This is a genomic window from Tabrizicola fusiformis, assembly GCF_013328815.1.
In the GTDB taxonomy this organism is placed as follows: domain Bacteria; phylum Pseudomonadota; class Alphaproteobacteria; order Rhodobacterales; family Rhodobacteraceae; genus Fuscibacter.
The window spans coordinates 242,920-267,467 of record NZ_JABUHN010000006.1; the positions used below are offsets into that span (position 1 = coordinate 242,920).

Annotated in this window: 26 protein-coding genes; 14 read left to right on the forward strand and 12 right to left on the reverse strand. The window is 66.1% G+C overall.

All coding sequences use genetic code 11. The features are described 5' to 3' along the window. Positions 1–7: 7 nt before the first annotated feature. Positions 8–679, reverse strand: coding sequence for a hypothetical protein (locus HS053_RS11725; protein ID WP_174211426.1), 672 nt, complete (start codon positions 677–679; stop codon positions 8–10). Positions 680–892: 213 nt separating this feature from the next. Here HS053_RS11725 and HS053_RS11730 point away from each other — a divergent pair, with 213 nt between their 5' ends. Then, positions 893–1,840 (forward strand): hypothetical protein, encoded by a 948-nt coding sequence (locus HS053_RS11730; protein WP_174211427.1) that lies wholly within the window; start codon positions 893–895, stop codon positions 1,838–1,840. Between the two features lie 2 nt (positions 1,841–1,842). Here HS053_RS11730 and HS053_RS11735 read toward each other — a convergent pair whose 3' ends face one another. Beyond that, a complete protein-coding gene (locus tag HS053_RS11735; protein ID WP_174211428.1) occupies positions 1,843–2,622 on the reverse strand; it encodes an SDR family oxidoreductase in 780 nt (259 codons plus the stop codon). A gap of 136 nt (positions 2,623–2,758) precedes the next feature. Here HS053_RS11735 and HS053_RS11740 point away from each other — a divergent pair, with 136 nt between their 5' ends. The 6 genes from HS053_RS11740 to HS053_RS11765 all read left to right on the forward strand — a co-directional run bounded on the left by HS053_RS11740 (position 2,759) and on the right by HS053_RS11765 (position 10,807). Then, positions 2,759–3,775 (forward strand): Hint domain-containing protein, encoded by a 1,017-nt coding sequence (locus HS053_RS11740; protein ID WP_174211429.1) that lies wholly within the window; start codon positions 2,759–2,761, stop codon positions 3,773–3,775. A 130-nt stretch (positions 3,776–3,905) separates the two neighbouring features. Then, positions 3,906–5,504 (forward strand): peptide chain release factor 3, encoded by a 1,599-nt coding sequence (locus HS053_RS11745; protein ID WP_174211430.1) that lies wholly within the window; start codon positions 3,906–3,908, stop codon positions 5,502–5,504. 63 nt (positions 5,505–5,567) lie between these two features. Next, positions 5,568–6,461 (forward strand): DMT family transporter, encoded by an 894-nt coding sequence (locus tag HS053_RS11750; RefSeq protein WP_241699832.1) that lies wholly within the window; start codon positions 5,568–5,570, stop codon positions 6,459–6,461. Between the two features lie 3 nt (positions 6,462–6,464). Beyond that, positions 6,465–7,073: a hypothetical protein gene (locus HS053_RS11755; protein WP_174211431.1), complete on the forward strand. Its 609-nt coding sequence runs from the start codon at positions 6,465–6,467 to the stop codon at positions 7,071–7,073. A 221-nt stretch (positions 7,074–7,294) separates the two neighbouring features. Further along, on the forward strand, positions 7,295–8,800 hold the full coding sequence (gene amaB, locus HS053_RS11760; protein WP_206677601.1) for an L-piperidine-6-carboxylate dehydrogenase: 1,506 nt from the start codon (positions 7,295–7,297) through the stop codon (positions 8,798–8,800). A gap of 408 nt (positions 8,801–9,208) precedes the next feature. Continuing rightward, positions 9,209–10,807, forward strand: coding sequence for a DEAD/DEAH box helicase (locus HS053_RS11765; protein ID WP_174211433.1), 1,599 nt, complete (start codon positions 9,209–9,211; stop codon positions 10,805–10,807). Positions 10,808–10,887: 80 nt separating this feature from the next. On the opposite strand, the gene HS053_RS11770 is transcribed toward HS053_RS11765, so the two are convergent. From HS053_RS11770 to HS053_RS11790, 5 genes are all read right to left on the reverse strand, one after another. After that, the gene (locus HS053_RS11770) at positions 10,888–11,862 is read right to left on the reverse strand and encodes an ABC transporter substrate-binding protein (RefSeq protein WP_174211434.1); all 975 of its coding nucleotides are present in this window, start codon (positions 11,860–11,862) and stop codon (positions 10,888–10,890) included. 37 nt (positions 11,863–11,899) lie between these two features. After that, the gene (locus HS053_RS11775; RefSeq protein WP_174211435.1) at positions 11,900–12,745 is read right to left on the reverse strand and encodes an ABC transporter permease; all 846 of its coding nucleotides are present in this window, start codon (positions 12,743–12,745) and stop codon (positions 11,900–11,902) included. Beyond that, the gene (locus HS053_RS11780; protein WP_174211436.1) at positions 12,742–13,608 is read right to left on the reverse strand and encodes an ABC transporter permease; all 867 of its coding nucleotides are present in this window, start codon (positions 13,606–13,608) and stop codon (positions 12,742–12,744) included. The genes HS053_RS11775 and HS053_RS11780 overlap by 4 nt, the downstream gene beginning before the upstream one ends. A gap of 93 nt (positions 13,609–13,701) precedes the next feature. Continuing rightward, the gene (locus HS053_RS11785) at positions 13,702–14,499 is read right to left on the reverse strand and encodes an ABC transporter ATP-binding protein (RefSeq protein WP_174211437.1); all 798 of its coding nucleotides are present in this window, start codon (positions 14,497–14,499) and stop codon (positions 13,702–13,704) included. 7 nt (positions 14,500–14,506) lie between these two features. Next, the gene (locus HS053_RS11790) at positions 14,507–15,205 is read right to left on the reverse strand and encodes an SDR family oxidoreductase (RefSeq protein ID WP_174211438.1); all 699 of its coding nucleotides are present in this window, start codon (positions 15,203–15,205) and stop codon (positions 14,507–14,509) included. Between the two features lie 65 nt (positions 15,206–15,270). On the opposite strand from HS053_RS11790, the gene HS053_RS11795 reads away from it, so the two are divergent. The 3 genes from HS053_RS11795 (at position 15,271) to HS053_RS11805 (ending at position 16,341) form a co-directional block, all read left to right on the forward strand. Further along, positions 15,271–15,675, forward strand: a complete 405-nt coding sequence (locus tag HS053_RS11795) for a cupin domain-containing protein (protein ID WP_174211439.1) — start codon at positions 15,271–15,273, stop codon at positions 15,673–15,675. 111 nt (positions 15,676–15,786) lie between these two features. Continuing rightward, complete coding sequence (locus HS053_RS11800) at positions 15,787–16,017, forward strand: hypothetical protein (RefSeq protein WP_174211440.1); 231 nt, start codon at positions 15,787–15,789, stop codon at positions 16,015–16,017. Positions 16,018–16,185: 168 nt separating this feature from the next. After that, a complete protein-coding gene (locus HS053_RS11805; protein WP_174211441.1) occupies positions 16,186–16,341 on the forward strand; it encodes a hypothetical protein in 156 nt (51 codons plus the stop codon). A gap of 23 nt (positions 16,342–16,364) precedes the next feature. Here the strand turns inward: HS053_RS11805 and hydA are convergent, their stop codons facing one another. The 3 genes from hydA to HS053_RS11820 form a co-directional block, all read right to left on the reverse strand. Beyond that, positions 16,365–17,819, reverse strand: a complete 1,455-nt coding sequence (gene hydA, locus HS053_RS11810) for a dihydropyrimidinase (protein WP_174211442.1) — start codon at positions 17,817–17,819, stop codon at positions 16,365–16,367. Between the two features lie 124 nt (positions 17,820–17,943). Beyond that, complete coding sequence (locus HS053_RS11815; protein WP_174211443.1) at positions 17,944–19,101, reverse strand: glycosyltransferase family 61 protein; 1,158 nt, start codon at positions 19,099–19,101, stop codon at positions 17,944–17,946. A gap of 1 nt (position 19,102) precedes the next feature. After that, on the reverse strand, positions 19,103–20,353 hold the full coding sequence (locus tag HS053_RS11820) for a Zn-dependent hydrolase (protein WP_174211444.1): 1,251 nt from the start codon (positions 20,351–20,353) through the stop codon (positions 19,103–19,105). Between the two features lie 130 nt (positions 20,354–20,483). Between HS053_RS11820 and HS053_RS11825 the strand changes: the two genes are divergently transcribed. The 4 genes from HS053_RS11825 (at position 20,484) to HS053_RS11840 (ending at position 23,441) form a co-directional block, all read left to right on the forward strand. Continuing rightward, on the forward strand, positions 20,484–21,116 hold the full coding sequence (locus tag HS053_RS11825) for a TetR/AcrR family transcriptional regulator (RefSeq protein ID WP_174211445.1): 633 nt from the start codon (positions 20,484–20,486) through the stop codon (positions 21,114–21,116). Further along, complete coding sequence (locus HS053_RS11830; RefSeq protein WP_174211446.1) at positions 21,056–22,231, forward strand: esterase/lipase family protein; 1,176 nt, start codon at positions 21,056–21,058, stop codon at positions 22,229–22,231. The genes HS053_RS11825 and HS053_RS11830 overlap by 61 nt, the downstream gene beginning before the upstream one ends. A gap of 21 nt (positions 22,232–22,252) precedes the next feature. After that, positions 22,253–22,711, forward strand: coding sequence for a heme-degrading domain-containing protein (locus HS053_RS11835; protein ID WP_174211447.1), 459 nt, complete (start codon positions 22,253–22,255; stop codon positions 22,709–22,711). Positions 22,712–22,835: 124 nt separating this feature from the next. After that, positions 22,836–23,441 carry a TetR family transcriptional regulator C-terminal domain-containing protein gene (locus HS053_RS11840; protein WP_174211448.1) on the forward strand — a complete coding sequence of 202 codons (606 nt, stop codon included), beginning with the start codon at positions 22,836–22,838 and terminating at the stop codon, positions 23,439–23,441. Positions 23,442–23,447: 6 nt separating this feature from the next. Here the strand turns inward: HS053_RS11840 and HS053_RS11845 are convergent, their stop codons facing one another. Both HS053_RS11845 and HS053_RS11850 read right to left on the reverse strand, forming a co-directional pair. Next, positions 23,448–23,891: a hypothetical protein gene (locus HS053_RS11845; protein ID WP_174211449.1), complete on the reverse strand. Its 444-nt coding sequence runs from the start codon at positions 23,889–23,891 to the stop codon at positions 23,448–23,450. A 152-nt stretch (positions 23,892–24,043) separates the two neighbouring features. Next, positions 24,044–24,451, reverse strand: a complete 408-nt coding sequence (locus HS053_RS11850; RefSeq protein WP_174211450.1) for a hypothetical protein — start codon at positions 24,449–24,451, stop codon at positions 24,044–24,046. Positions 24,452–24,548: the final 97 nt, after the last annotated feature.

Here is a 24,548-nt window from a genome sequence, read left to right on the forward strand (position 1 = left end):
CGGCCTTTCAGCCCTGATCCTGCCCCGGCGTCTTCACCTCGGGCGGCGTGCCGCCCAGCGCGGTGATCACCTGACCCGCGCGTGCGCGCAGAGCCGAAGGCGCCTCCTGATCCTGCATCAGCGCGGCAAGGGCCGCAATCGCCTCGTCCTTCTTGCCTTCTTCGATCATGAGATAGGCAAGCTGCTCTTCGGCCAGCACACGCAGGGCACGGCCCGGTGCCGCAATACCGGCAAGCAGGCTGCGCCGCTCGGCCAGCGCCATGTCGCTGCCCGCCGCCAGAACACGGCGCAGCGCGGCGATGTCGCGGTAAAGCTGCGGCTGCGTCGAATCGGCCAGAAGGCTGTCGAGCGCCGCCAGCGTGCCCGCCTTGTCCTCGGTCGGGTCCGAGGCCAGCATCAGCGCCTTGAGCGCCGCCTGCCCGCCATCGGCCGGAACCGCCTCGATCGCGGCGCGGCGTTCGGCGGGACCGCCAAGGTCAAGCGCATCCAGAAGGCTGTCGCCAAAGGCTTCGGCCCGCGCCTCGGCCCGCGATTTCTGCCATTCGTTCCACGCGGCACCGCCCACGACCAGCGCCACGGCCAGAATGCCGATCCAGCCATATTTGCGGAAAGCCGCGAAAAGCCGGTCGCGGCGCACCTCTTCGGTGACCTCGTCGATGAAGCTGTCGGTATTGCTCAAAGCCGGCTCTCCATGTTTGCCCCTGTCTTACACGCGCGGGGCGCGCCTTGCCAAGCCCCGCACCAAGCGGCACCCGCCCGCCGCACCTTTTGCCGCCCTTGCCGCGGGTCAGGCATGGCGGCACAAGCCCCGTTCGCGCCATGATTGCACCGCAATTATATGGAATTAGACCGATTGTCTGCTTTTGCGGAACAACGCGCCGGAATTTGCCTGATGGACTTCGCACTGGTCACCAATCTCTTGCTGTTTCTGGGCGCCATGGGCGTCACCTTTGCGCTGGACAGCGGTGGCAGCAGCGATGACGACGATGAAAGCCGCGCCGACAGTGGTGCTGCGGACCAGAACGCAACGCATTTGCTGTCTGATGGCAGTCACCATGACGACGAAGACAGCCTTGCCGCCGACCGTGACAACCTTGCCTGGTTCCTGACCTCGGGCGAAGTGGTGTTCGATCAACTGCCCTCGAACAGTTTCGCCATGCTGCCGCCCCCCGAAGCGCCCTCCGAAGCACAGGCAGCAACGCCGGAACCGGACCCGGCCGACAAGGTGCCGGACGAAGATGCGGCGGCGCCAGAGGCCGTTGCCCCCGAGGATGACCTTGCCGAAGCCCTGCATGATCCGGCCGAAGACCTGGCTGCGGAACCGGCAGAGCCCGCCCCCGCCGCGACCAGCATCGAACTGGCCTATCTGCCCGCACTCGACCCCGACACCGGAGAGCCTCTGGTGCCCGAGCTGACAGTGCATCCGACCGAAGACGGCACGGGGTCGGTGGTCTGGCTGGACGGGCTGGAAGTGGCGCGGTTCGATGACCTGCCCGACCTGACCCCGGAACAGATCAGCCTTCTGCCCGAAGACCCGTCTGCAGAGGACAGCCCGGCACCGCATGACGCGGAGACGGCGACCGACCCCGACGAGGCCGCGACTGACGACCCGGTGCTGATCGAAGCCTTCACCCCCGGCGCCGAGCAGATCGAGATTGCCTATCAGCCCGCCACCGATGCCACGGGCGCGCCGCTGCCGCCCGACATCCGCGTGGAGCATACCCTTGAGGATGACGAACAGGCCGCACTGGTGTTGCTTGACGGCTATGTCGTCGCCCGGGTGGTGGGCAGCGGGGCGGCGCAGTTGCGCCCCGCCGATATCGTCGCAACCCCGCTCTGACCTCAGATCGTGGCGAGCGTGGCGCCCCCGTCCAGCAGGATGTTCTGGCCCACGATGAACCCGGCGTGAACCGAGCAAAGAAAGGCGCAGGCCGCCCCGAACTCTGCCGCCGTGCCATAGCGGCGGGCGGGGATCGTCGCCATCCGCTCGGCCCGCGCCGCGTCCATCGTGATGCCCTTGGCCTTGACCACCCCGCTGTCCAGCGAGGTGGCGCGATCGGTGTCATGGATACCGGGAAGCAGGTTGTTGATCGTCACCCCCTGCGGCGCCACCTGCCGGGCGGTGCCCGCGACAAAGCCGGTCAGCCCGGTGCGCGCCGCATTCGACAGGCCAAGCTGCGCGATGGGCGCCTTGACCGACTGGCTGGTGATGTTGACCACCCGGCCCCAGCCCCGCGCCATCATTCCCGGCATCAGCGCCTGCATCAGCGCGATGGGCGTCAGCATGTTGGCATCCAGCGCCTTGATGAAATCCTCGCGGCTCCAGTCGCTCCAGAGGCCGGGCGGCGGTCCGCCGGCATTGGTCACCAGAATGTCGGCCCCCGCCGCCTCGGCCAGAACCGCCGCACGCCCGGCCTCGGTGGCGATATCGCCCGCCACCGTCACCACCCGCACGCCATGGGCCGCGCGGATCGCCGCTGCCGTCGCCTCCAGCGCTTCGGTGCCACGCGCATTCAGCACAAGGTCCACCCCTGCCGCCGCCAGCGCCTCGGCGCAGCCGCGCCCCAGACCTTTCGAGCCCGCCGTCACCAGCGCCCGCTTGCCCCTGATCCCCAGATCCATCATCCCGCTCCTGTCCTGTGCCGGGCCAGACTAACAGCCGCGCGGCAGCCTTCTCAAGCCGCCGCGGCACGGAAATTCCCCTTGAGGGACCACCGCCTTTTGCCTAACTGAGAGGCAGAGGATGCCAGGAAACCCGATGCCGCAGAACGCCCTTCCCGCAGACAGCCGCCCGGATCAGGCCTGTCAGGTGCTGGCGGCGGGTGATCTGTTCGTCAGCCTCGGCGTCAATCAGGGCGATGGCCTGGGCGGCCCCGATGAGGTCTGCCCCGGCGACCTTTACCAGATCGACCCCGGCCACCAACCGCTGCGCCTTGTGGTGCAGCAGGGCACGGGGGGGCAGCAGGTCGGCCCCGGCAGCGCCATCGGCACCCCCGGCCAGTCCATCGGACTTGAGGCCCGCTATGATCTGATGGGCGACAGCGGCGAACGGGTAGAGCTGTTGCTCCTGTCGCTCGGCACCGCGCGGGTGGTGCTGCCGCTGTCGCCGATGGCCGTCGGCACCGATTACACCTTGGTCAAGGTCGAGGCCGCGCCCGAGGCCGCCGGGCTGGCCGATCTCCTCTGCGTCTCGTTCCTGCGTGGCACGATGATCACGCTGGCCACCGGCGCCCAGCGCGCCATCGAGGATCTGCGCCCCGGCGACCGCGTGCTGACGCGCGACCATGGCGGCCAGCCGCTGCGCTGGGTCGGCAAGGCCACCCTCAAGGCCGTCGGCCCCTTTGCGCCGGTGGTGATTGCCAAAGGAACGCTGGGCAATGCCGGTGACCTGATCGTCAGCCAGCATCACCGCATGTTCCTCTATCAGCGCGAGCGGGTGGCGGGGCTGCCCACCTCGGAAATCCTCGTGCAGGCCCGCCATCTGGTGGATGGCGAGAACATCTTCATCCGCGAGGGCGGCTTTGCCGACTACTTCAGTCTGGTCTTCGACCGGCATGAAATCATCTATGCCGAAGGCGTCCCTGCCGAAAGCCTGATGGTCAACGAAACCACGGTGAACCGCCTGCCGCCCGAGTTTTCCGAAGAGGTCCGCGCCCGCTTTCCCGGCCTGTCGCAGAACCAGCATTTCGGCACCGAAGCCGGCCGCGCCTTTCTCGAAGCCCTCGGCCCCGATGCGCTGTTCCAGAAACCGCGGCGCAAACCCGAAAAGCCCTGACCTCATCCTCTCTCGGTAAATATCCTCGGGGGTGAATGCGCGGCACGCGCAGAGGGGGCAGACGGCCCCCTGCCCCTTCGGCCGCAACGCCCCCGTGGACGGCTGGCGCGTTTTGGGCTAATCGGCGGCCATGCTGGACAATCGCCCCACCCTTCCGCCCGAAATCGCCCGCCGCCGGACCTTTGCGATCATCTCGCACCCCGACGCCGGCAAGACCACGCTGACCGAAAAGTTCCTGCTGTTCGGCGGCGCCATCCAGATGGCCGGACAGGTCCGTGCCAAGGGTGAGGCGCGGCGCACCCGGTCAGACTTCATGAAGATCGAGGCGGACCGCGGGATTTCGGTCTCGGCCTCGGCCATGAGTTTTGACTTCCGCCATTACCGCTTCAATCTGGTGGACACCCCCGGCCACAGTGACTTTTCCGAAGACACCTACCGCACGCTGACGGCGGTGGATGCCGCGATCATGGTGATCGACGGGGCGAAAGGCGTGGAAAGCCAGACCCGCAAGCTGTTTGAGGTCTGCCGGTTGCGCGACCTGCCGATCCTGACCTTCTGCAACAAGATGGACCGCGAAAGCCGCGACACCTTCGACATCATCGACGAGATTCAGGAGAATCTGGCGATCGACGTCACCCCGGCAAGCTGGCCCATCGGCATGGGGCGCGAGTTCATCGGCGCCTATGATCTGTTGCACGACCGGCTGGAGATCATGGACCGCGCCGACCGCAACAAGGTGGCGGAATCGATCCAGATTTCGGGGCTGGACGATCCGAAACTGGCCGACCACGTTCCCGCCGACCTGCTGGCCAAGTTCCGCGAAGAGATTGAAATGGCGCGCGAGCTTTTGCCCGCCTTCAACCGCCAGTCGGTGCTGGAAGGCCATATGACGCCGATCTGGTTCGGCTCGGCCATCAATTCCTTTGGCGTCAAGGAGCTGATGGACGGCATGGGCGAATTCGGCCCCGAACCGCAGCCGCAGAAGGCCGCCGAGCGTCAGATTTCTGCCGAAGAGACGCCGGTGACCGGCTTTGTCTTCAAGGTGCAGGCCAATATGGATGCCAAGCACCGCGACCGCGTGGCCTTTGTCCGCCTTGCCTCGGGCCATTTTGAACGCGGCATGAAGCTGCTGCACGTCCGGTCCAAGAAACCCATGGCGATTGCCAACCCGGTGATGTTCCTCGCCGCCGACCGCGAACTGGCGGAAGAGGCTTGGGCGGGCGACATCATCGGCATTCCGAACCACGGGCAGTTGCGCATCGGTGACGCGCTGACCGAAGGGGAGGCGCTGCATTTCACCGGGATTCCGTCCTTTGCGCCGGAACTCCTGTCCGGCGTGCGGGCGCTGGACCCGATGAAGGCCAAGCATCTGGAAAAGGCGCTGATGCAATTCGCCGAAGAAGGCGCGGCCAAGGTGTTCAAGCCGATGATCGGTTCCGGCTTTATCGTCGGCGTCGTCGGCCAGTTGCAGTTTGAGGTTCTGGCCAGCCGGATCGAGCAGGAATATTCCCTGCCGGTGCGGTTCGAGCCGTCGAACTTTACCTCGGCCCGCTGGGTCAACGGACCCAAGGCCGAGATGGAAAAGTTCGTCAACGTCAACAAGGGCCACATCGCCATCGACAATGACGGCGACACGGTTTTCCTGACGCGGCTGAAATGGGACATCGACCGGATCGAACGCGACTACCCCGAGCTGCGGCTGACCGCGACCAAGGAGATGATGGTTTGAACCATCGACGGGATGGGCAGATTGCCCATCCTACATGACCCCGGATATCCCGTCAGGCCATCCATGCCCCTGCCCCTTCACGAACTTGCCGCCCTTGGCACGGCCACCTGCTGGGCGATGACCGGCATCCTTGCCACCGATGCGGTGCGGGTGCTGGGGGCGTTTCATTTCAACCTTTACCGGCAGGTGTTCGTAGCGCTGCTGCTTGGGCTGATCGTCTGGGCGGGCGGCAGCTTTGCCGGGCTGGACCCAGCGACGGTTCTGGTGCTCGCGGTCTCGGGCGTGGTCGGCATCCTTCTGGGCGATACGTTCAACTTTGCCGCCGTGGCGCGGCTTGGCCCGCGCCGGGCGGGCGCGGTTTTTGCCACCAACGCGCCGATGGCGGCCATTCTGGGTTGGGCCTTGCTGGGCGAAACCCTGTCGCTGCAGGCCGTGGCGGGCATCGCGCTGACCGCGCTTGGCGTGGCGGTGGCCATCCTTGGCCGCCCGCGCGCCGATGCCCACAGGTTCGAGCAGACGCGCGGCACGCTGGCCATTGGCCTGATGTTCGGTCTGGGCGCCGCGCTGGGTCAGGCGACGGGCAGCCTGATCGCGCGGCCGGTGATGGTGGCGGGGATCGACCCCTGGCTCGCCTCGCTGATCCGGGTCGGGGCTTCGGGGCTGGCGATGGGGCTTCTGGCGGCCACGCCGCTGGCGCCGCGCGCCGAAGGCACGGCCAGCCTGCGGGTGCTGGCGCTGACTGCGATAACCGCGGTGATCGGCCTGCTTCTGGGCATGACGCTGTTTCTTTACGCACTGGAAGGGTCAAAAACCGGGATCATCGCCACGCTTTCCGCCACCTCGCCGGTGATGATCCTGCCGCTTCTGTGGCTGCGCACCGGGCAACGGCCCACGCTGATCAGCCTGACCGGCGCGCTGCTGGCGGTGGCGGGGCTGGCCTTGATCTTCCTGAGGTAGCTCATGCCGCGGCAGAACCGGGTGCAGCCCGATGGCCAGATCATCGCCCACCCTGCGCGGGGCCTGTTCATGGGCAATCGCGGCATCCTGCATGACGATGCCGGGCAACTTGGCCGGGCGCGCTGGCGGCATCCGCATTGGATCACCTGCCTGACGGCGTTCAAAGGGCGCCAAAGGCCGCTGATGGCGCCGGGACGCTATACCGAGCTGTTCTTTCTGGATGAGGCAGTGGCCGCTGCCGCCGGGCACCGCCCCTGCGCCGAATGCCGCCGCGCCGATTGGCTGCGGTTCCGTGACCGCTGGGCAAGCCTGTTCGGCGCCGCAGATGCCGCCAGTATCGACCGCGCGCTGCACAAGGCCCGCCTGATGCCCGACCGCCAGCAACGCCGCCACATGGCCGCCGCCGAAACCCTGCCCGAAGGCGCCTTTGTGATCTGGCAAGACCGCCCGCATCTGGTGACGACCCGCGGCCTGCATCCGCACCGCCCGGCGGGCTATGGCCCGCCCCGGCCCCGTCCGCAGGGAATGCTGGAGGTGCTAACGCCGGCGCCGCTGGTGGCCGTGATGGCCGCAGGCTGGCGCCCCTTGCTGCATCCTTCGGCAGAGGCGTGATTTCCGGCCAGGACGGGGGAAAATTTTCACATCCTGCAGCTTGCCCTTGCGCAATGGCAGAAGATGGCGATTTGCCGGATGATGCCAGTCATTTCACCCACAGCTTGCAACACTTCGCCTGAAATTCGGCCCTTCTGACGGATCGGGCGGCAAATCCCCCCTCTTGCCGGGCGATCCCAGCCGGTCTTACTGCGGAAAACCCCCGCAAGATGAGGCCCCCGATGTCGCTGAAATCCGAAACCCTTGCGCTTCTGTCCCGGCTGGGCGTCACCTTGACCGAAGGTTCGATGCCCGCCCGCAGCCCGATCACCGGCGAGGTGCTGGCCAGCCTGCCCGAAGCGGGCCGGGCCGGGGCAGAGGCCGCCATCGCCGCCGCCGCCCGCGCCTTCCGCGACTGGCGCGTCGTGCCTGCGCCCAAGCGTGGCGAGCTGGTCCGCCTCTGGGCCGAAGAGCTGCGCAACCACAAGGCCGATCTGGGCCGTCTGGTGTCGATCGAGGTCGGCAAGGTCACCTCGGAAGGTCAGGGCGAAGTGCAGGAGATGATCGACATCTGCGATTTCGCCGTCGGCCTCTCGCGGCAGCTTTACGGCTATACCATCGCTTCGGAACGCCCCAGCCACCGGATGATGGAAACCTGGCATCCGATTGGCGTCGTGGGCGTGATTTCCGCCTTCAACTTCCCGGTGGCGGTCTGGTCGTGGAACACGGCGCTGGCGCTGGTCTGCGGCAATGCGGTGGTCTGGAAACCGTCGGAAAAGGCGCCGCTCTCGGCTCTTGCGGCGCAGGCGATGCTGGACCGGGCGATTGCCCGCTTCAACGCCGAAGGCGGCGCGGCCCCGGCCGGGCTGGCAACGCTGGTCGTCGGGGCCCGCGCGGCGGGCGAGGCGCTGGTGGACAGTCCGGCGGTGGCGCTGGTTTCCGCCACCGGCTCGACCCGGATGGGGCGCGAGGTGGGGCCCAAGGTGGCCGCCCGCTTTGGCCGCTCGCTGCTGGAACTTGGCGGCAACAATGCCGCCATCGTCACCCCCTCGGCCGATCTGGACCTGACGTTGCGCGGCGTGGCCTTTGCCGCGATGGGCACCGCCGGGCAGCGTTGCACCACGCTGCGCCGCCTTTTCCTGCATGAAAGCCTCTATGACGCCTTCCTGCCGCGGCTGAAGGCCGCCTATGCCAGTGTCACCGTCGGCAATCCGCTGGAGCAGGGCGTGCTGGTCGGCCCGCTGATTGACGCGGGCGCAGGTGCCGCGATGCAGGCCGCACTTGAGGCGGCCCGGGCGGCAGGCGGCACCGTGCATGGCGGTCAGCCGGTAGACGGCCCGGGCGGCAGCTATGCCCGCCCCGCGCTGGTCGAGATGCCAGAACAATGCGGCCCGGTGCTGCACGAATGCTTTGCGCCCATCCTTTATGTGATGAAATACAAGAACTTCGATGATGTTCTTGAGGCGCATAATGCCGTGCCGCAGGGTCTGTCTTCGTCGATCTTCACCAATGACCTGCGCGAAGCCGAAGCCTTTCTTTCGGCGCGCGGTTCCGATTGCGGCATTGCCAATGTGAACATCGGCCCCTCGGGCGCCGAGATCGGCGGCGCTTTCGGCGGGGAAAAGGAAACCGGCGGCGGCCGCGAAAGCGGCTCGGATGCGTGGAAAGCCTATATGCGGCGGGCCACCAACACCATCAACTATGGCACCACACTGCCGCTGGCGCAGGGCGTGACCTTCGATCTCTGAAAAGGGTTCTCGCGCAGAATGAAGGGCCGCCGTCCAAACCGGACGGCGGCCCTTTCGCCATGAAAAAGGCCGTCGTCTGGGGAAGACGACGGCCGGGTCTTGGGGCAAATGCGCCTGGGCCGAAGCCCTGCGGGGGATCTATGACAAAGGCAAATGGCTTGGGGCAATGTCTGCTTTCAATCACAGGCAACCACGAACCGTTCACTGTCATCACAGTACTCTTTTGCGCAAATCCGGCAAAGTCAGGAATTCCCGACCCCGGCCCTGCCCGATGCCCCTTGCTTGACCCCGCAGCACTTTTCCGTTATCCGCGCGACAGGGCGAGAACGCCCCATGACGCCGGGGCGCCCGGTAAGATCGCGTCCCACCCCTAATTTGCGGGCCGATCCCGCATCACCCAGGACGCTGATGACCAAATTCTCTGACCTTGCGCTGGACCCCCGCGTGCTTCAGGCCGTGGCGGAAGCCGGATATGAAACCCCCACCCCGATTCAGGCGCAGGCGATCCCGCCCGCCCTGCAGGGGCGCGACGTGCTGGGCATTGCTCAGACCGGCACCGGCAAAACCGCCAGCTTTACCCTGCCGATGATCACCCTTCTGGGACAGGGCCGCGCCCGCGCCCGGATGCCGCGCAGCCTTGTGCTCGCACCGACCCGCGAACTGGCGGCACAGGTGGCGGAAAACTTCGACGTTTACGCCAAGCACACCAAGCTGACCAAGGCGCTCTTGATCGGTGGCGTTTCCTTTGGCGAGCAGGACAAGCTGATCGACCGCGGCGTCGATGTGCTGATCGCCACGCCCGGCCGGCTGCTTGACCATTTCGAGCGCGGCAAGCTTCTGTTGACCGGCGTGCAGATCATGGTGGTCGATGAGGCCGACCGGATGCTGGACATGGGCTTCATCCCCGATATCGAGCGGATTTTCCAGATGACGCCGCCCGCGCGGCAGACCCTGTTCTTCAGCGCCACCATGGCGCCCGAGATCGAGCGGATCACCAAGACCTTCCTCAAATCGCCCGAAAAGATCGAAGTGGCGCGTCAGGCCACCGCCTCGACCACGATCGAGCAGAAGCTCTTCCAGTTCACGCCCAGCCGCAAGGACCGCTCTTTCACCGAAAAGCGCGCCGCGCTGCGGGCGCTGATCCGGGCCGAGGGCGAGGCTTGCACCAATGCCATCATCTTCTGCAACCGCAAGATGGATGTCGATGTGGTGGCCAAGTCGCTGAAATCGCACGGGCTGAATGCCGCGCCGATCCATGGCGACCTTGACCAGAGCGTGCGGACCAAGACGCTGGATTCGTTCCGCGACGGCTCACTGCACCTGCTGGTCGCTTCGGATGTGGCGGCCCGGGGCCTTGATATTCCCGCCGTCAGCCATGTCTTCAACTTCGACCTGCCGTCGCATCCCGAAGATTACGTCCACCGCATCGGCCGCACCGGCCGCGCCGGGCGTCTGGGCAAGGCTTATTCCATCGGCGTGCCGGCGGATGCCAAATATCTGGCGGCGATCGAAAGCCTGATCAAACTGGAAATCCCGCGCGGCGACTTGCCCGAAGGCGCGCTGGACGATGCCTCGGACCGCCCCGAGCGTCCACGCGAAGACCGCAGCTCCTCGTCGCGCAGCCGCAGCCGCGGCCGGAGCGACAGCCGCCCGCCGCGCGAAGAGGCACCGGTGGCCAAGCCTGTCGTCGAGGCTGCCGCCCCGACCGAGGCAGAGCCGGTGGAGACCGAACGCGCGCCCCGCCCCGCGCCGCAGCGCGAACGCTATGCCGAACGCAGCGCGGAGCGCAGCAGCGACCGCGCGGCAGAGCGTGCAACGGAGCGTGCCCCTGCGGACCGCCCCACGGGGGACCGCCGCAGCGACCGCCGCGACCAAAGCCGGGGCGGCCCGCGCGACGACGCCCGCGTTGTCGGCATGGGCGACCATGTGCCGGACTTCATCCTGCGCAGCTTCCGCCTGACCGCCACCCCGGTCGAGGATGAGGCCGAAGCCAGCGCCGAAAGCTGACCCCACCCACCGCGAAAGCAAAAGGCCGCACCCGAAGGTGCGGCCTTTGTCGTTTTCAGGCAATGCCTTGCGACGCGTTCTTATTGCAGGGCCTTGTCGGTGATGACATGGGTCCAGGCGCCTTCCGGGGCCTTGGTGATCACCGGGTCCGAACCGCCCGACATCAGCGCCGCAACGGTGCGGTCATAGTCGGCGGGGTCCAGCGCGCCATTCGAACCGGCGGTCAGCTTGGCAATCTCGCCCATCATCCGCTTCTGATGCGCTTCGGTCTGGGCGCCGGTGGCGTCATTCTCCAGCACGATCATCGCAGCTTCGTCCGAATTGGCTTCGGCGTATTTCCAGCCCTTCATCGAGGCCCGCACGAACCGCACCATCTTGTCTTCAAAGGCCGGGTCCGCCAGCTTGTCTTCCATCACATAAAGACCGTCTTCCAGCGTCGCCACGCCTTCGTCTTCATATTTGAAGACCACCAGATCCTCGGGCTTCACGCCGGCGTCGATCACCTGCCAGTATTCGTTATAGGTCATGGTCGAAACGCAGGCGGCCTGCTTTTGCAGCAGCGGGTCCACGTTGAAGCCCTGCTTCAGCACGGTGACATCGGTGCCGTCGGTCTTGAGACCCAGCTTGTTCATCCAGTTCAGGAACGGATATTCATTGCCGCCGAACCAGACGCCCAGCGTCTTGCCCTTGAAATCGGCCGGGGTCGCCACGCCGGATTCCTTGAGGCAGGTCAGCATCATGCCCGAGGATTTGAACGGCTGCGCGATGTTGACCAGCGCCAGACCCTTTTCGCGGGCGGCCAGCGCCGAGGGCATCCAGTCCACCACCACATCGGCGCCGCCCCCGGCGATCACCTGCGTCGGCGCCACATCGGGGCCGCCCGGCAGGATGGTGACGTTCAGGCCCTCTTCTTCATAAAAGCCTTTGGCCGCCGCCACATAGTAACCCGCGAACTGGGCTTGGGTGACCCATTTCAGTTGCAGCGTCACATCGTCCGCCGCCTGCGCGCTGCCTGCCATTGCCGCCAGAAGCGCGCCGGTAAGGAACTTCTTCATTTCAACCTCCAAGTTGTGGCCCGCTCTCGGGGCCTTGTTAATGCCGTTGCGACGGGTGCCAGAAGGTCACCCCCCGTTCGATCAGCGCGACCAGCCCGTAAAAGGCCGATCCCGCCAGCGCCGCCACCGCGATCTCGGCCCAGACCATGTCCAGACCCAGCCGCCCCACTTCGGCGGTGATGCGGAACCCCATGCCCACGATCGGGCTGCCGAAGAACTCTGCCACGATGGCGCCGATCAGCGCCAGAGTCGTTGCGATCTTCAGCCCATTGAAGACGAAGGGCATCGCGGCGGGCAGCCGCAATTTGAGCAGCGTCTGCAGATAGCTGGCGCTATAGGTCGCCATCAGGTCGCGCTGCATCCGGTCGGTGGCGGCCAGCCCCGCCACCGTGTTCACCAGCACCGGGAAGAACACCATGACGACGACGACCGCCGCCTTCGACTGCCAGTCAAACCCGAACCACATCACCAGAATCGGCGCGATGCCGACGATGGGCAGGGCAGCGACGAAATTGCCCACCGGCAAAAGCCCGCGTTGAAGGAACGGGCTGCGGTCGATCAGCACCGCCGTCAGGAAGGCCGCCGAACAGCCAAGGATATAGCCCGAGAGCGCGCCCTTGACGAAGGTCTGCCGGAAATCGGCCCAAAGCGTTGGCAGGCTCACCGCAATCCGCGCACCGATAGCCGAAGGCGGCGGCAGGATCACCCCCGGCACATTCAGCCCGCGCACCAACCCCTCCCAGACCACCAGCAGCGTGATGCCAAAGATCGCCGGAACCAGCAGCCGCCCGGCGCGGCTCTGCACAACGGGCGATTGCGACAGGCCGACATTCAATGCCCAAGCCCCGGCCCAGAACATCAAGGACAGGATCACCAGCGTCATCGCACCATCCCCATCCGCCGCAGCACCCGGCCCTCGATCACGCCGACCGCCATCACCAGCACCGCCGCCACCAGCGCCGCGGCAAAGAGCGCCGCCCAGATCTGCACCGTCTGACCGTAATAGCTGCCCGACAACAGCCGCGCACCCAAGCCTGCCACCGCCCCCGTCGGCAACTCGCCCACAATGGCCCCCACCAACGAGGCTGCAATCCCCACCTTGAGCGAGGTGAAAAGATAGGGCATCGAGGACGGCAGCCGCAGCTTCCAGAAGGTTTCCCGCTTGCTCGCGCCATAGGTGGCCAACAGGTCAAGCTGCATCTGGTCGGGGCTGCGCAGCCCCTTCACCATGCCCACCAGAACCGGGAAGAATGACAGAAAGGCCGAGATGATCGCCTTGGGGATCAGCCCTTGCACCCCGATGGAGTTGAGAACCACAATGATCATAGGCGCGATGGCCAGAATGGGAATCGTCTGGCTGGCAATCGCCCAGGGCATCACCGACAGGTCCATCGCCCGGTTGTGGATGATCCCCACCGCCAGCAGAATGCCCAAGCCTGTCCCCATGGCAAAGCCCAAGAGCGTCGCCGAAATCGTCACCCAGCCGTGGTAAACCAGACTGCGCTTGGAACTCACCGCCATGCCGAAGGTCGATTTGACCAGCTCCGTCACCACCTGATGCGGCGTGGGCAACACCGGCCGCTCCTGATCCATCGTCTCGCCCAGCAACTGGCCAAAACCCGGCGCTGGCGCCCCCGCCCGCTCGGCCTGATCATAGACCCAAGGCGCATTCAGCCGCACCGCCGCCGCATACCACAGCGCCACGATGATCAGAACGACCGTCACGACCGGAAGAATGCTCCTCATGCCCCTTCCCCCTTCATCTTGGCCGAAATATCCTCGCGGGGAGGCCGAAGGCCGTGGGGGGCAGACAGCCCCCCGGCGCGGCGGATCAGGGGCTCAGTCATCGGCATGGCCCGCCCGCAGCCCTTCGCGCACGCGGTGGGCGATTTCGATGAATTCGCGGCTGTCACGGATGTCCAGCGGGCGCTCCTTCGGCAAAGGGCTGTCGATGACATCGGTGATCCGGCCCGGGCGCGGGCTCATCACCACGATCTTGGTCGAAAGATACACCGCTTCGGGGATGGAATGGGTCACGAAGCCGATGGTCTTGCCGGTGCGCGCCCAAAGCTTCAGCACCTCTTCATTCAGCCGGTCGCGGACGATTTCATCCAGCGCGCCAAAGGGTTCGTCCATCAGAAGGATATCGGCGTCAAAGGCCAGCGCGCGGGCGATGCTCGCCCGTTGCTGCATCCCGCCCGACAATTGCCAGGGGAATTTCTTGCCAAAGCCCGCCAGTTCCACCAGATCCAGCACCCGCGCCACGCGCTCGTCCTGCTCGGCCCGGGAAAATCCCATAATCTCGAGCGGCAGCTTGATGTTGCCCGCGATGGTGCGCCACGGGTAAAGCCCCGCCGCCTGAAACACATAGCCATAGGCCCGCTTGCGCCGCGCCTCATCCGGGCTCATCCCGTTCACCGTCAGCGTGCCGCCGGTCGGATGCTCCAGTGCCGCAATGGACCGCAGGAAGGTGGTTTTGCCGCAGCCCGACGGCCCGATGAAGGAAACGAAATCGCCCTTGTTGATGGTCAGATTCACATCTTTCAGGGCGTGAACCGGGCCGTCGCTGGTCTGAAACACCAGATTGAGGCCCTTGGCCTCGATCACCGGCGCGGAAATGTTCAGGTTGTCTTTCATGCGCCCCTCAGATTGACCGTGTCACGCCGCCATCGACCCGCAGGTTCTGGCCGGTGATATATCCCGCCCCGTCCGAGGCCAGAAAGGCCACCGTCCGGCCAATCTCCTCCACCGTGCCATAGCGCCCCATCGGAACCGAGGCGGCGCGGGCGTCGGTCTTGGGCAGACTGTCGATCCAGCCGGGCAGAACGTTGTTCATGCGGATGTTTTCGGCAGCATAGCGGTCGGCAAAGATCTTGGTAAAGGCCGCCAGCCCCGAGCGCGCCATGGCCGAGGTCGGGAACATCTCCGACGGCTCAAAGGCCCATGCCGTGGAAATGTTGATGATCGCCCCGCCGCCCTGCGCCTGCATGATCGGCGTCAAAAGGCGAGTGGGCCGCACCACGTTCAGGAAATAGACCTCCAGCCCCTTGTGCCAGTCTTCATCGGTGATCTCCAGAATGGGCGCGCGCGGCCCGTGCCCGGCGCTGTTTACCAGAACGTCGATCCGGCCCCATTTCGCCATCGCGGCATCGACCAGCCGCTGAAGGTCGGGCACCGACTGGTTCGAGCCGGTCACCCCCACGCCGCCCAGTTCCGCCGCCAGCGCCTCGCCCTTGCCCGAGGACGACAGGATGCCCACGGCAAAGCCATCCGCCGCCAGCGCCCGCGCCGCGCCTGCACCCATGCCGCTGCCCCCGGCGGTGATCAGTGCCACTTTCGTCATATCGAATCTCCTGCCGCAGCGCGGCCATCTGCTATGCTCGGGCGATCCGCAATAAGGAGATGCCCATGCCCGACTGTATCAAACTGCGCCCCAGCTCTGCCCAGACCTATACCGGCAAGCAGGGCTTCTCCTATTTCGAAGGCATCGCCCGCGAGACGGCCGGTTCGCAGGCCATCTGCATGCATCTGCTGACCATCCCGCCCGGCGGCCGCGCCAAGGCGCACAAACACGCCACCCACGAAACCGCCATCTACATGACCGAAGGTGTGACGGTGATGTATTGGGGCGAGCGTCTGGAAAACCGGATTGAGGTTTCGGCGGGCGATCTCCTCTACATCCCCGCCGACACGCCTCATCTGCCCTTCAACCCCGGCCCCGGCTCGGCCTCTGCCGTCATCGCCCGCACCGATCCGCATGAACAGGAAAGCGTGGTGCTGCTGCCGGAGTTGGAGGGGTTGGTGCCCGAATAGCCGCCCGCTGTTATTTCGCGCTGTCACATCCCGGTCGCATGGCCGTCGCGTGACGGCCCCACACTCGGCCCTGCCCGCCAAGGGCAAACCCAACAGCCGAGGAGCCCCCCCATGACCGATCTCAAGACCCGCGCCGAAGACGCCATCGCCACCGTGAGCGAAGCCGCCGAGACCGCACTGGAAACCCTGCGCGATGTCGCCACCTCTGCGCTGGACCAGCTGACCGGCGAAACCGCCGAGGATGGGGCGGAAGAAGCCGAAGAGGCGCTCGACGAAGACGAAGATGAGTCGGCTGAAGACGAGACCGACGAAGACGGCGACACCGAACACAGCGCCGACTGAGGCCATCCCTCCCCCCCCGCCGCGCCCTGTTGTGGGCGCGGCACCTGTCCGTATCCGCGCCACCGTCCGGCGCCGGAAGCCGGGCGCAGTCCGCCCGCCGCTGTCATTCAGCCGTTGCAGGACCGGGCGAAGCTCCCGGTCGATTCCCCCCGTTGCAGGAGCGTGCCGATGCCCATGACCACCGCCTTTGCGCCCACCGCCGCCGACCTGTCCGAGTTCTATTTCGACCCGGTCGGCGCCGCCCATGCCGATGACGACAGCCGCCCGGCTCCGGTCGCTGCTGCCACGCCGCAACCCGCCGCCCAAGAGGCGGAACCGGCCTGACGCAGAAAGCGGGCGGCGGGTCATCACACACCCGTCGCCGGAATGCCAGACCGGACCACCGGGCGCGGCGCGGTCAGGTCTTTCCACGCCGTCAGCGCCCGGTTGACCGCCGGGCGCGCCTCGCGCCCCACGAACTGGCCCCAGCCTTCCTGTGCCGCCACCTTGCCCTCGGTCACCGCCACGCGGCCCCGGGTCAGAGTGAATCGCGGCAGGCCCTTCACCGCCTGCCCTTCAAAGACGTTGTAGTCGATGGCCGACTGCTGGCTGCCTGCCGAAATGGTTTTTTCCGCCGCCGGGTCCCAGACCACCAGATCGGCATCCGCCCCCACCAGAACCGCGCCCTTCTTGGGGTAAAGGTTCAGGATCTTGGCGATATTCGTCGAGGTGACCGCCACGAACTCATTCGGGGTCAGCCGCCCGGTGTTCACCCCATGGGTCCAGAGCATCGGCAGCCGGTCCTCCAGCCCGCCGGTGCCATTGGGGATCTGCGCGAAAGATTTCAGCCCGAAGCGTTTCTGCTCGGTGGTAAAGGCGCAATGGTCGGTCGCCACGCAAGAAAGCGACCCCGATTGCAGCCCGGCCCAGAGGCTGGCCTGATGCGCCTTGTTGCGGAAGGGCGGCGACATCACCCGGCGCGCGGCATGATCCCAGTCGGGGTGGAAATACTCGCTTTCATCCAGCGTCAGATGCTGGATCAGCGGCTCCCCCCAGACCCGCTTGCCCGCCTGACGCGCCCGGCGGATGGCCTCATGGGCATCCTCGCAAGAGGTATGGACCACATACAAAGGCACCCCGGCCATATCGGCGATCATGATGGCCCGGTTCGTCGCCTCCCCCTCCACCTGCGGCGGGCGGGAATAGGCATGGGCCTCGGGGCCCACGTTGCCCTCGGCAATCAGCTTGGCGGTCAGTTCGGCCACCACATCGCCGTTTTCGGCATGAACCATGGCCAGCCCGCCCAAGTCCCCCACCCGGCGGAACGACGAGAACAGCTCGTCATCATTCACCATCAACGCGCCCTTATAGGCCATGAAATGCTTGAAGCTGGTGATCCCGGCCTTGACCGAGGCTTCCATGTCATCAAAGACCTTCTGCCCCCACCAAGTCACCGCCATGTGGAAGCTGTAGTCGCAATGCGCCCGGCCCGATTTGTTGTGCCACATCTGCGCGGCATCCATCAGCCCCTGCCCCTGCCCCGGCAGCACGAAATCGACAACCATCGTCGTGCCGCCCGCCAGCGCAGCGCGGGTGCCGGATTCGAAATCATCGGCCGAATAGGTGCCCATGAAGGGCATTTCCAGATGGGTATGCGGATCAATCCCGCCCGGCATGATGTAGCAGCCGGCCGCATCCAGAACCCTGTCCCCCGCAAGGTTCGGCCCGATGGCGGTGATCACCCCACCCTCCACCAGAACATCCGCGACATAGCTCAGATCGGCAGTGACGACCGTGCCGCCCTTGATGACCGTGCTGCTCATGACTCCGCTCCCCTATTCATCTTGGCTCAAATATCCCGGGGGCGCCGATTGGTGCGCCATTGGTTCGAGAACCAATCGGCGCGGGGCTGGCCCCCGCTCCGCCACAGGCCGCAAGCGGGACGCGTCATGCCGCGTCCCTTTCCTCGTCGCCGTCATCCTCGGGCAGGTCTTCCACCGCCATCGGGCGCAGGCGTTGTTCAGTCTCTGCCGCCAGACGCGCCACGGCTTCGGCGCGGGCTTCGGGCGTCAGGTCGGGCCAGTCGGGGGTGTCTTCGGCAAGGAAGCCCCCGGCCACCAGCCCGGCGCGCAGCGCGGGGCGGGACGGCTCCAGATAGATGAAGTTCGCATTGCGGGTTTTCTTCGGCGCATGGACCGACACAATCTCGGTCAGCCGCAGCGGCGCCTTGCCCAGAAACCAGCGCAGAGAGTCGCAGATATGACCGAAGGTCGGGCTGCGGCGGCGCTGGATTACTGCGACATTGCAGCCCGTCGGCGCGGCAAAGGACAAGAGGTGCAATGGGCTGCCCTCGGTTGCCACCACATGGGTGGCGGCGCGGAACATTGCGACCTGACGGGCGAGTTTGAACTCTTCGGGCCGGATCACCTCATATCCGGCGGCGGCGAAGAGCGCCTCCAGCCCCTCTTCATCCAGCACGCGGCCCCGCCGCGCAGGCTGGCCGGTGCGGGTGATATAGAAGCGCCGCCCCGCGCCCTCGGGCGTCCCCTGTGCCAGACGGTCGCGCAGGAAGGCCCGCGCCTCGGGGCGGCCATTCAGCAACTCGCCCGAGCCAAGCCCCTGTTCGGCCAGCAAAAGCCGCTCGGCCCGCGCGGGCGCCTCAAGCACCAGAACCGGCGGCAGGCCCAGAAGTTCGGCCAGTTGCGCGAAGGCTTTCTGCACATGCCGCACCTTGTCGAAGGGCCGGGCGAAGAACACCACGCCCGCCACCTCTTGCCCTGCCAATTCCGTCTCGGCCAGCGCCCAAAGCCGCCCGGTCGCCTCACACAGCATATGGCCGAAATGGCCCGAGATCACGCCCCCGAAGAGCCACAGCCCCGCCAGCTCCTGCACCGGCGCCGCACCTTCGGGCGCGCAGGTCACGGGCACCGTGGCAGAGCCGCCAAAACACAGGCTGTCCTCGACAAACCCCGCATCCGCGAAGGCGCCGCAGGGCTGCGGGCGCTCCGGCCCCATGGGTGGCACCAGAACCGCGCCCTCGACAATCCGCCACCGCCCGGCAAGCGGCGTGGTGGGATCAAGCGGCAGGGCGCGGGGCTGCGACATGTCAGGCAACGACTTCGGCGGTTTCCAGCACGGCATGGAACAACACATCGGTTCCCGCCGCCGCCCATTCCGGGGTGATCTTTTCCGCCTCGTTATGGCTGAGGCCGTCCACACAGGGGCACATGATCATCACCGTCGGCGCCACCCGGTTGATCCAGCAGGCATCGTGCCCGGCGCCCGAGACGATATCCATATGCGACAGGCCCAGCCGCTCGGCACTGCCGCGCACGGTCTTCACCAGCGTGGGGTCAAAGGTCACCGGGTCGAAATGGCCGACCTCTTCAATGGCGCAGCCAAGGCCCAGTTCGCGCGCCACCGCATGGGCGGCGCGGATTACCTCGGCCTTCATGGCGTCCAGCTTGCCCTGTTCGGGGCTGCGGATGTCCACGGTAAACACCACCTTGCCCGGGATCACATTGCGCGAATTGGGGAAGACCTTGACCTGCCCCACCGCGCCCACCGCGTTGGGCTGATGCGCCATGGCGATCTGATGCACCCGTTCGGTGATGCGCGCCATGCCAAGCCCCGCGTTGACCCGCATGTTCATGGGCGTGGAGCCGGTATGGGCATCCTTGCCGGTCAGGGTAATCTCCAGCCACCACAGGCCCTGCCCATGGGTAACCACGCCGATATCCTTGCCCTCGGCCTCCAGAATCGGGCCCTGCTCGATATGCAGTTCGAACATGGCGTGCATCTTGCGGGCACCTGTCACCTCATCCCCGACCCAGCCGATGCGGGCCAGTTCGGCCCCGAACGCCAGCCCGTCAAGGTCGCGGCGGCCTTTGGCGTAATCCTCGGTATGGATACCGGCAAAGACGCCCGAGGCGAGCATGGCCGGCGCAAAGCGGGCGCCTTCCTCATTCGTCCAGTTGGTCACCACGATGGGATGGCGGGTCTTGATCCCGGCATCGTTCATCGCCCGCACCACTTCCAGCGCGCCGAGAACCCCCAGCACGCCGTCATATTTGCCGCCCGTCGGCTGGGTATCCAGATGGCTGCCCATATAGACCGGCAGCGCCGCCGGATCGGTGCCGGGCCGGGTGAAGAACATATTGCCCATGGTATCGACGCCCATGGTCATCCCCGCCGCCTCGCACCAGCCCTTGAACAGGTGGCGGCCCTCATTGTCGGCATCGGTCAGGGTCTGCCGGTTGCAGCCCCCGGCAATGCCCGGACCGATCAGCGCCATCTCTTCGAGACTGTCCCAAAGACGTGCGGAATTGATGCGGAGGTTTTCCCCGGGCGCGGCCATCGTCGTTCTCCCTGATGCCGGCGGGGTCTTGAAAGCCCCTTGCGGCGAATCTTTTCCTGACCGTATGGTCAAGTGAAGCGCACCACAACCTGACCATACGGTCAACACAAATCTTGCCCGGAAAGGACGCATGGCCGAACCCGCCCGCCCCCTTCGCCGCAACGAGATTCGTCAGCAGAATGAAACGCTCATTTTGCAGGCGGCCGAAACGGTCTTTGCCGAGGCGGGCTTTGGCGGCGCCACGATGCAGTTGATCGCCGATATGGCGGGACTGCCCAAGGCCAACCTGCATTACTATTTCGCCACCAAGGAAGACCTTTACCGCCGGGTGGTGCAGAACATCTTTGAAATCTGGCTGCATGCGGCGGATTGCTTTGACAATGCCGCCGGCCCGGTCGAGGCGATCGGCGCCTATGTCGAGGCCAAGATGGAAATTTCGCGCCGCCACCCCAACGGCTCCAAGGTCTGGGCGTCCGAGGTGATGCATGGCGCGCCGGTGATCCAGGACTATCTGGAAACCACGCTGCGCGACTGGACGGCGGGCCGCGCCGCGCTGATCCAGAACTGGATCGACGAAGGCAAAATGGCCCCGGTGGACCCGCAGCATCTGCTTTACATGCTCTGGGCCACGACACAGCATTACGCCGATTTCGGCCATCAGATCGAAACGCTGAACGGCGGCAGGCCGTTGAGCGATGCCGAATGGCGCGCGGCGACAGACAGCGTGAAGGCCATCCTGCTGCGCGGGATCGGCGCCGCCTGATGCAGGGCGAAGGCGCGCCCGGCCCGCAGGACGCGCCGGGCGCTCTGGTGCTGATGATCCATGGCACATGGGGCGGGGCGGCCCCCTTTCTCGACGCAGGCTCGGCTCTGGCGAAACAGGTGCAGGCCGCCATCGGCCCGGGCGGTGAGTTGCGCCGTTTCGGCTGGTCGGGGCAGAACCGGATGTCCGCGCGGATTGCCGCCGCCGAAGAGTTGCAGCGCGTCATTCTTGCCGAACCGGCGCGCGACATCACGCTGCTGGCGCACAGCCACGGCGGCTTTGTCGCACTGAAGGCGCTGGAAGATCCGGCGGCCGCCGCAAGGGTGGGCCGGGTGGTGCTGATGGCCGCGCCCTTCCTGCATTTTGAAGGCTCTCCGCAGCATCACCTGCTGGACGCTTTCGTGAATTTCCTTGCCGTTGCTGTGCTTTGCATGATTTTCTCGCATGGCATGGCACTTTGGCTGGATGTCAGCGCCTGGATCGACACGATCGGGGCCTTTGGCGCCCTTGTCGGGGCGGCCGCCAACCAGACCCTGCCGCTGGCCGCGGCCGAAGAGAATGCCAAGCGGCTGAATCTGGCGCCGGTGCCGGGGCCGCGGCTCTTGATCCTGCGGCATCCGGGGGATGAGGTGGGCGCGCTGTTCGGGGCGGCTTCGCTCTTGCGGCTGATCCTGTCGCTGATCGGCTCGCTGCCGCTGCGGCTGGCGCCGGCCCTGATGATCGGGGCCTATCTGGCGTTTCTGGCCGTGATGTTCCTGAACCTTGGCTATCTTGCGGTCGATTTCCGCTGGATGATCGGGCTGACCCTGTTGCTCTATCTCCTGTTCAAGGCGATTTCACTGGCCGATTGGGCGGCGCGGATGGTGTTCGGCATCGATCTGCCGCGGCTGACGCGCGGGCTTTCGGTTCATGCCGACAGCGTGCCCTTTTCGGGCACCTTCCGCTTTCAACTCTCCAGCCAGCAACGCAACACCGGCCTGCCGCCCCCCATGACCGAGGTCACGGTCGCCACGGCCAACCGCCTGTTGCGCCGCACCCGCTTTATCCATCAGACGATCTACGAAGACCCCGACATCCTTGCGGGCATCGTGGCCTTCCTGCAAGACAGGGACTGAGGCACAGGGAGGAAGACCGGAATGGATGAAATCAGCACCCTAAAGGCCGAGGCCGCCGAATTGGTGCTGCCCGCCTTTGACGAGGCGGCGGCGCTGGATCTGGGCGCGCGGCTGGTGGCGCTGGCCCGCGCCGGGGCCTTGCCGGTGGTGATCGACATTCGCACGCCCGACCGCACGCTGTTTCACGCTGCCCTGCCCGGCTCGGCCCCGCTGAACGACCTCTGGGCCCGGCGCAAAAGTGCGACGGCGCTCGTCTATCAGCAAAGCTCGCTGCTGGTCGGGCTGATGCTGCGCGCCAAGGGCGACACGCTGGCGCAGAACGGGCTGGACCCGGCGGATCATGCCGACCATGGCGGCGCGGTGCCGATCCGTGTTGCGGGCACCGGCGTTGTGGCGGTGGCGACCGTTTCGGGCCTGCCCTCGCGCGAGGATCACGCGCTGGTGGTGCAGGCGCTGCGCGCCATGCGGACGCAAGGCTGATCCGGGGCGCGCGCCCGAAAATTCTTCGCCGAAGAATTTTCTGCCGCCCGCACCTGCCCCTTGCCGTTTGCAACCTGCCCGGCTTTCGGCCAATCTGCCCCGCCAGAGGCAGCAAGACGGACCCATGACCAAACCCCGCACCCGCATTCAGGCCCGCAACTCGGCCACCATTCTTGACGCGGCGCTTGACGTGTTTTCGCAGCACGGCTTTCGCGGTGCCACGCTGGACCAGATCGCCGAGGTGGCGGGGCTGTCCAAGCCGAACCTGCTGTATTACTTCCCCTCGAAAGAGGCGGTGCATGGCGCGCTCTTGTCGCGGCTGCTGACGACCTGGCTCGACCCCTTGCGCGCGATGAACCCCGAAGGGGAGCCGGTGGCAGAAATCCTGGGCTATGTTCGGCGCAAACTGCAATTGTCGCGCGATTTCCCCCGCGAAAGCCGGCTATTCGCCAATGAGATCCTGCAAGGCGCGCCGCGGATCCTGCCCGCCATCGAGGGCGAGCTGAAGGCGCTGGTCGATGCCCGCAGCCTGCTTCTGACCCGCTGGATGGATGAGGGGCGCATTGCCCGCCTGCCGCCGCATCATCTGATCTTCTCGATCTGGGCCCTGACGCAGCATTATGCCGATTTCGATGTGCAGGTCCGTGCCGTCCTTGGCCCCGACCATGACCCTTTCGCCGAGGCGGAAGGGTTTTTGGAGGTGCTGTTCACGCGGCTGCTCGCGCCCTGAGGCCGCTCATTTGCCGGTGGAGCAGACGACATCGGCGCGGAATTCCCGCAGGTTGTTCATATATTGCCCCGCTGTCAGCGAAACCAGCGTGCCGCCGCCGCCTTCGCGCACCGTCAGGCGCTGCGTCAGCTCATTGGCGGTGGTGGGGCTGTAGGACAGTTTCGGATCGCGCGGCAGCGATTTGACGCGCCACAGGATCGTCAGCCGGATATCGTTGAAAGTCTCGATCTTGCCCTTGATCGGCCCGTTGGTGACCTTGGCCGTCAGATCGTCGCGTATTTCGGCAATGCCGCTGTCGGTATCCAGTTCAACCTTGATCCGGCTTGGCTGAAAATAGCTGTTCATCCGCGCGCCGACCTTGCAATCAAGCTGGATCACGGTGGCCTGCGCCGGTGTATCCCCCGCAATCGCCATCCACAGGCCGACAAGCCCGCCGAACCTTGCCATCATCACGCCCACCCCTTGCACTTGCCCCGAATCCCCCGTTTCCGAAGACTGGCAGGACGGCGCGCATTTTCAAGCCTGTGCTGCTCGCAAGGGGGCGGCGCGCATGACTTTTCAGGCGAAGTGCCACGCGGCGCGGCTCATACCCTGCCCGCCGGTCATTTGGCGATCTTGCATGTCCCGGTCGAGGTGTAGTGGTTGGTATATCCCAGCGCCTGCGCCGAAATCGTCGCCGCACCATCCGCCTTTTGCCGGGTCAGCCGGTATTTCACGGTGGCATTGGTTCCGACATGGGTGACCTTGAGCTTCCAGGCATAGCTGATCTTGGTCTTGCTGTCGGCGACCACCTCGGCCGTGAGGGGTCTGCGGCCGTTGTAATTGTTGATCAGCGGGTCAAGGACAAGCGCGGTGCTTTCGCCCTTCTTGTGTTCGATGAAAACATCCGAAGCGATGAACCCGCCATCCGCAGCCTTCACCGCAATCTTGCAGTGATGAACCTCGGCCAAGGCGGGCTGCGCCAAAAGGGCCGCACCAGACAGCGCGCCCAGAATCCATCCGTAGTTCATCGCAATCCCCCTGCCTGAGAACACCAGAACGGGGGGAGCCGGAAAACAGATCGACCCACCCGCCCCCGAGGGGGAGAGTGGGTCAGCTCTGTCGGCC

What these genes read in the sequence shown, in the direction of transcription:
- HS053_RS11730 (WP_174211427.1), top strand. Translation starts at nt 893, where the DNA reads ATGGACTTCGCACTGGTCACCAATCTCTTGCTGTTTCTGGGCGCCATG.
- HS053_RS11735 (WP_174211428.1), bottom strand. Translation starts at nt 2,622, where the DNA reads ATGGATCTGGGGATCAGGGGCAAGCGGGCGCTGGTGACGGCGGGCTCG.
- HS053_RS11740 (WP_174211429.1), top strand. Translation starts at nt 2,759, where the DNA reads ATGCCGCAGAACGCCCTTCCCGCAGACAGCCGCCCGGATCAGGCCTGT.
- HS053_RS11745 (WP_174211430.1), top strand. Translation starts at nt 3,906, where the DNA reads ATGCTGGACAATCGCCCCACCCTTCCGCCCGAAATCGCCCGCCGCCGG.
- HS053_RS11750 (WP_241699832.1), top strand. Translation starts at nt 5,568, where the DNA reads ATGCCCCTGCCCCTTCACGAACTTGCCGCCCTTGGCACGGCCACCTGC.
- HS053_RS11755 (WP_174211431.1), top strand. Translation starts at nt 6,465, where the DNA reads ATGCCGCGGCAGAACCGGGTGCAGCCCGATGGCCAGATCATCGCCCAC.
- amaB (WP_206677601.1), top strand. Translation starts at nt 7,295, where the DNA reads ATGTCGCTGAAATCCGAAACCCTTGCGCTTCTGTCCCGGCTGGGCGTC.
- HS053_RS11765 (WP_174211433.1), top strand. Translation starts at nt 9,209, where the DNA reads ATGACCAAATTCTCTGACCTTGCGCTGGACCCCCGCGTGCTTCAGGCC.
- HS053_RS11770 (WP_174211434.1), bottom strand. Translation starts at nt 11,862, where the DNA reads ATGAAGAAGTTCCTTACCGGCGCGCTTCTGGCGGCAATGGCAGGCAGC.
- HS053_RS11775 (WP_174211435.1), bottom strand. Translation starts at nt 12,745, where the DNA reads ATGACGCTGGTGATCCTGTCCTTGATGTTCTGGGCCGGGGCTTGGGCA.
- HS053_RS11780 (WP_174211436.1), bottom strand. Translation starts at nt 13,608, where the DNA reads ATGAGGAGCATTCTTCCGGTCGTGACGGTCGTTCTGATCATCGTGGCG.
- HS053_RS11785 (WP_174211437.1), bottom strand. Translation starts at nt 14,499, where the DNA reads ATGAAAGACAACCTGAACATTTCCGCGCCGGTGATCGAGGCCAAGGGC.
- HS053_RS11790 (WP_174211438.1), bottom strand. Translation starts at nt 15,205, where the DNA reads ATGACGAAAGTGGCACTGATCACCGCCGGGGGCAGCGGCATGGGTGCA.
- HS053_RS11795 (WP_174211439.1), top strand. Translation starts at nt 15,271, where the DNA reads ATGCCCGACTGTATCAAACTGCGCCCCAGCTCTGCCCAGACCTATACC.
- HS053_RS11800 (WP_174211440.1), top strand. Translation starts at nt 15,787, where the DNA reads ATGACCGATCTCAAGACCCGCGCCGAAGACGCCATCGCCACCGTGAGC.
- HS053_RS11805 (WP_174211441.1), top strand. Translation starts at nt 16,186, where the DNA reads ATGCCCATGACCACCGCCTTTGCGCCCACCGCCGCCGACCTGTCCGAG.
- hydA (WP_174211442.1), bottom strand. Translation starts at nt 17,819, where the DNA reads ATGAGCAGCACGGTCATCAAGGGCGGCACGGTCGTCACTGCCGATCTG.
- HS053_RS11815 (WP_174211443.1), bottom strand. Translation starts at nt 19,101, where the DNA reads ATGTCGCAGCCCCGCGCCCTGCCGCTTGATCCCACCACGCCGCTTGCC.
- HS053_RS11820 (WP_174211444.1), bottom strand. Translation starts at nt 20,353, where the DNA reads ATGGCCGCGCCCGGGGAAAACCTCCGCATCAATTCCGCACGTCTTTGG.
- HS053_RS11825 (WP_174211445.1), top strand. Translation starts at nt 20,484, where the DNA reads ATGGCCGAACCCGCCCGCCCCCTTCGCCGCAACGAGATTCGTCAGCAG.
- HS053_RS11830 (WP_174211446.1), top strand. Translation starts at nt 21,056, where the DNA reads ATGGCGCGCGGCGACAGACAGCGTGAAGGCCATCCTGCTGCGCGGGAT.
- HS053_RS11835 (WP_174211447.1), top strand. Translation starts at nt 22,253, where the DNA reads ATGGATGAAATCAGCACCCTAAAGGCCGAGGCCGCCGAATTGGTGCTG.
- HS053_RS11840 (WP_174211448.1), top strand. Translation starts at nt 22,836, where the DNA reads ATGACCAAACCCCGCACCCGCATTCAGGCCCGCAACTCGGCCACCATT.
- HS053_RS11845 (WP_174211449.1), bottom strand. Translation starts at nt 23,891, where the DNA reads ATGATGGCAAGGTTCGGCGGGCTTGTCGGCCTGTGGATGGCGATTGCG.
- HS053_RS11850 (WP_174211450.1), bottom strand. Translation starts at nt 24,451, where the DNA reads ATGAACTACGGATGGATTCTGGGCGCGCTGTCTGGTGCGGCCCTTTTG.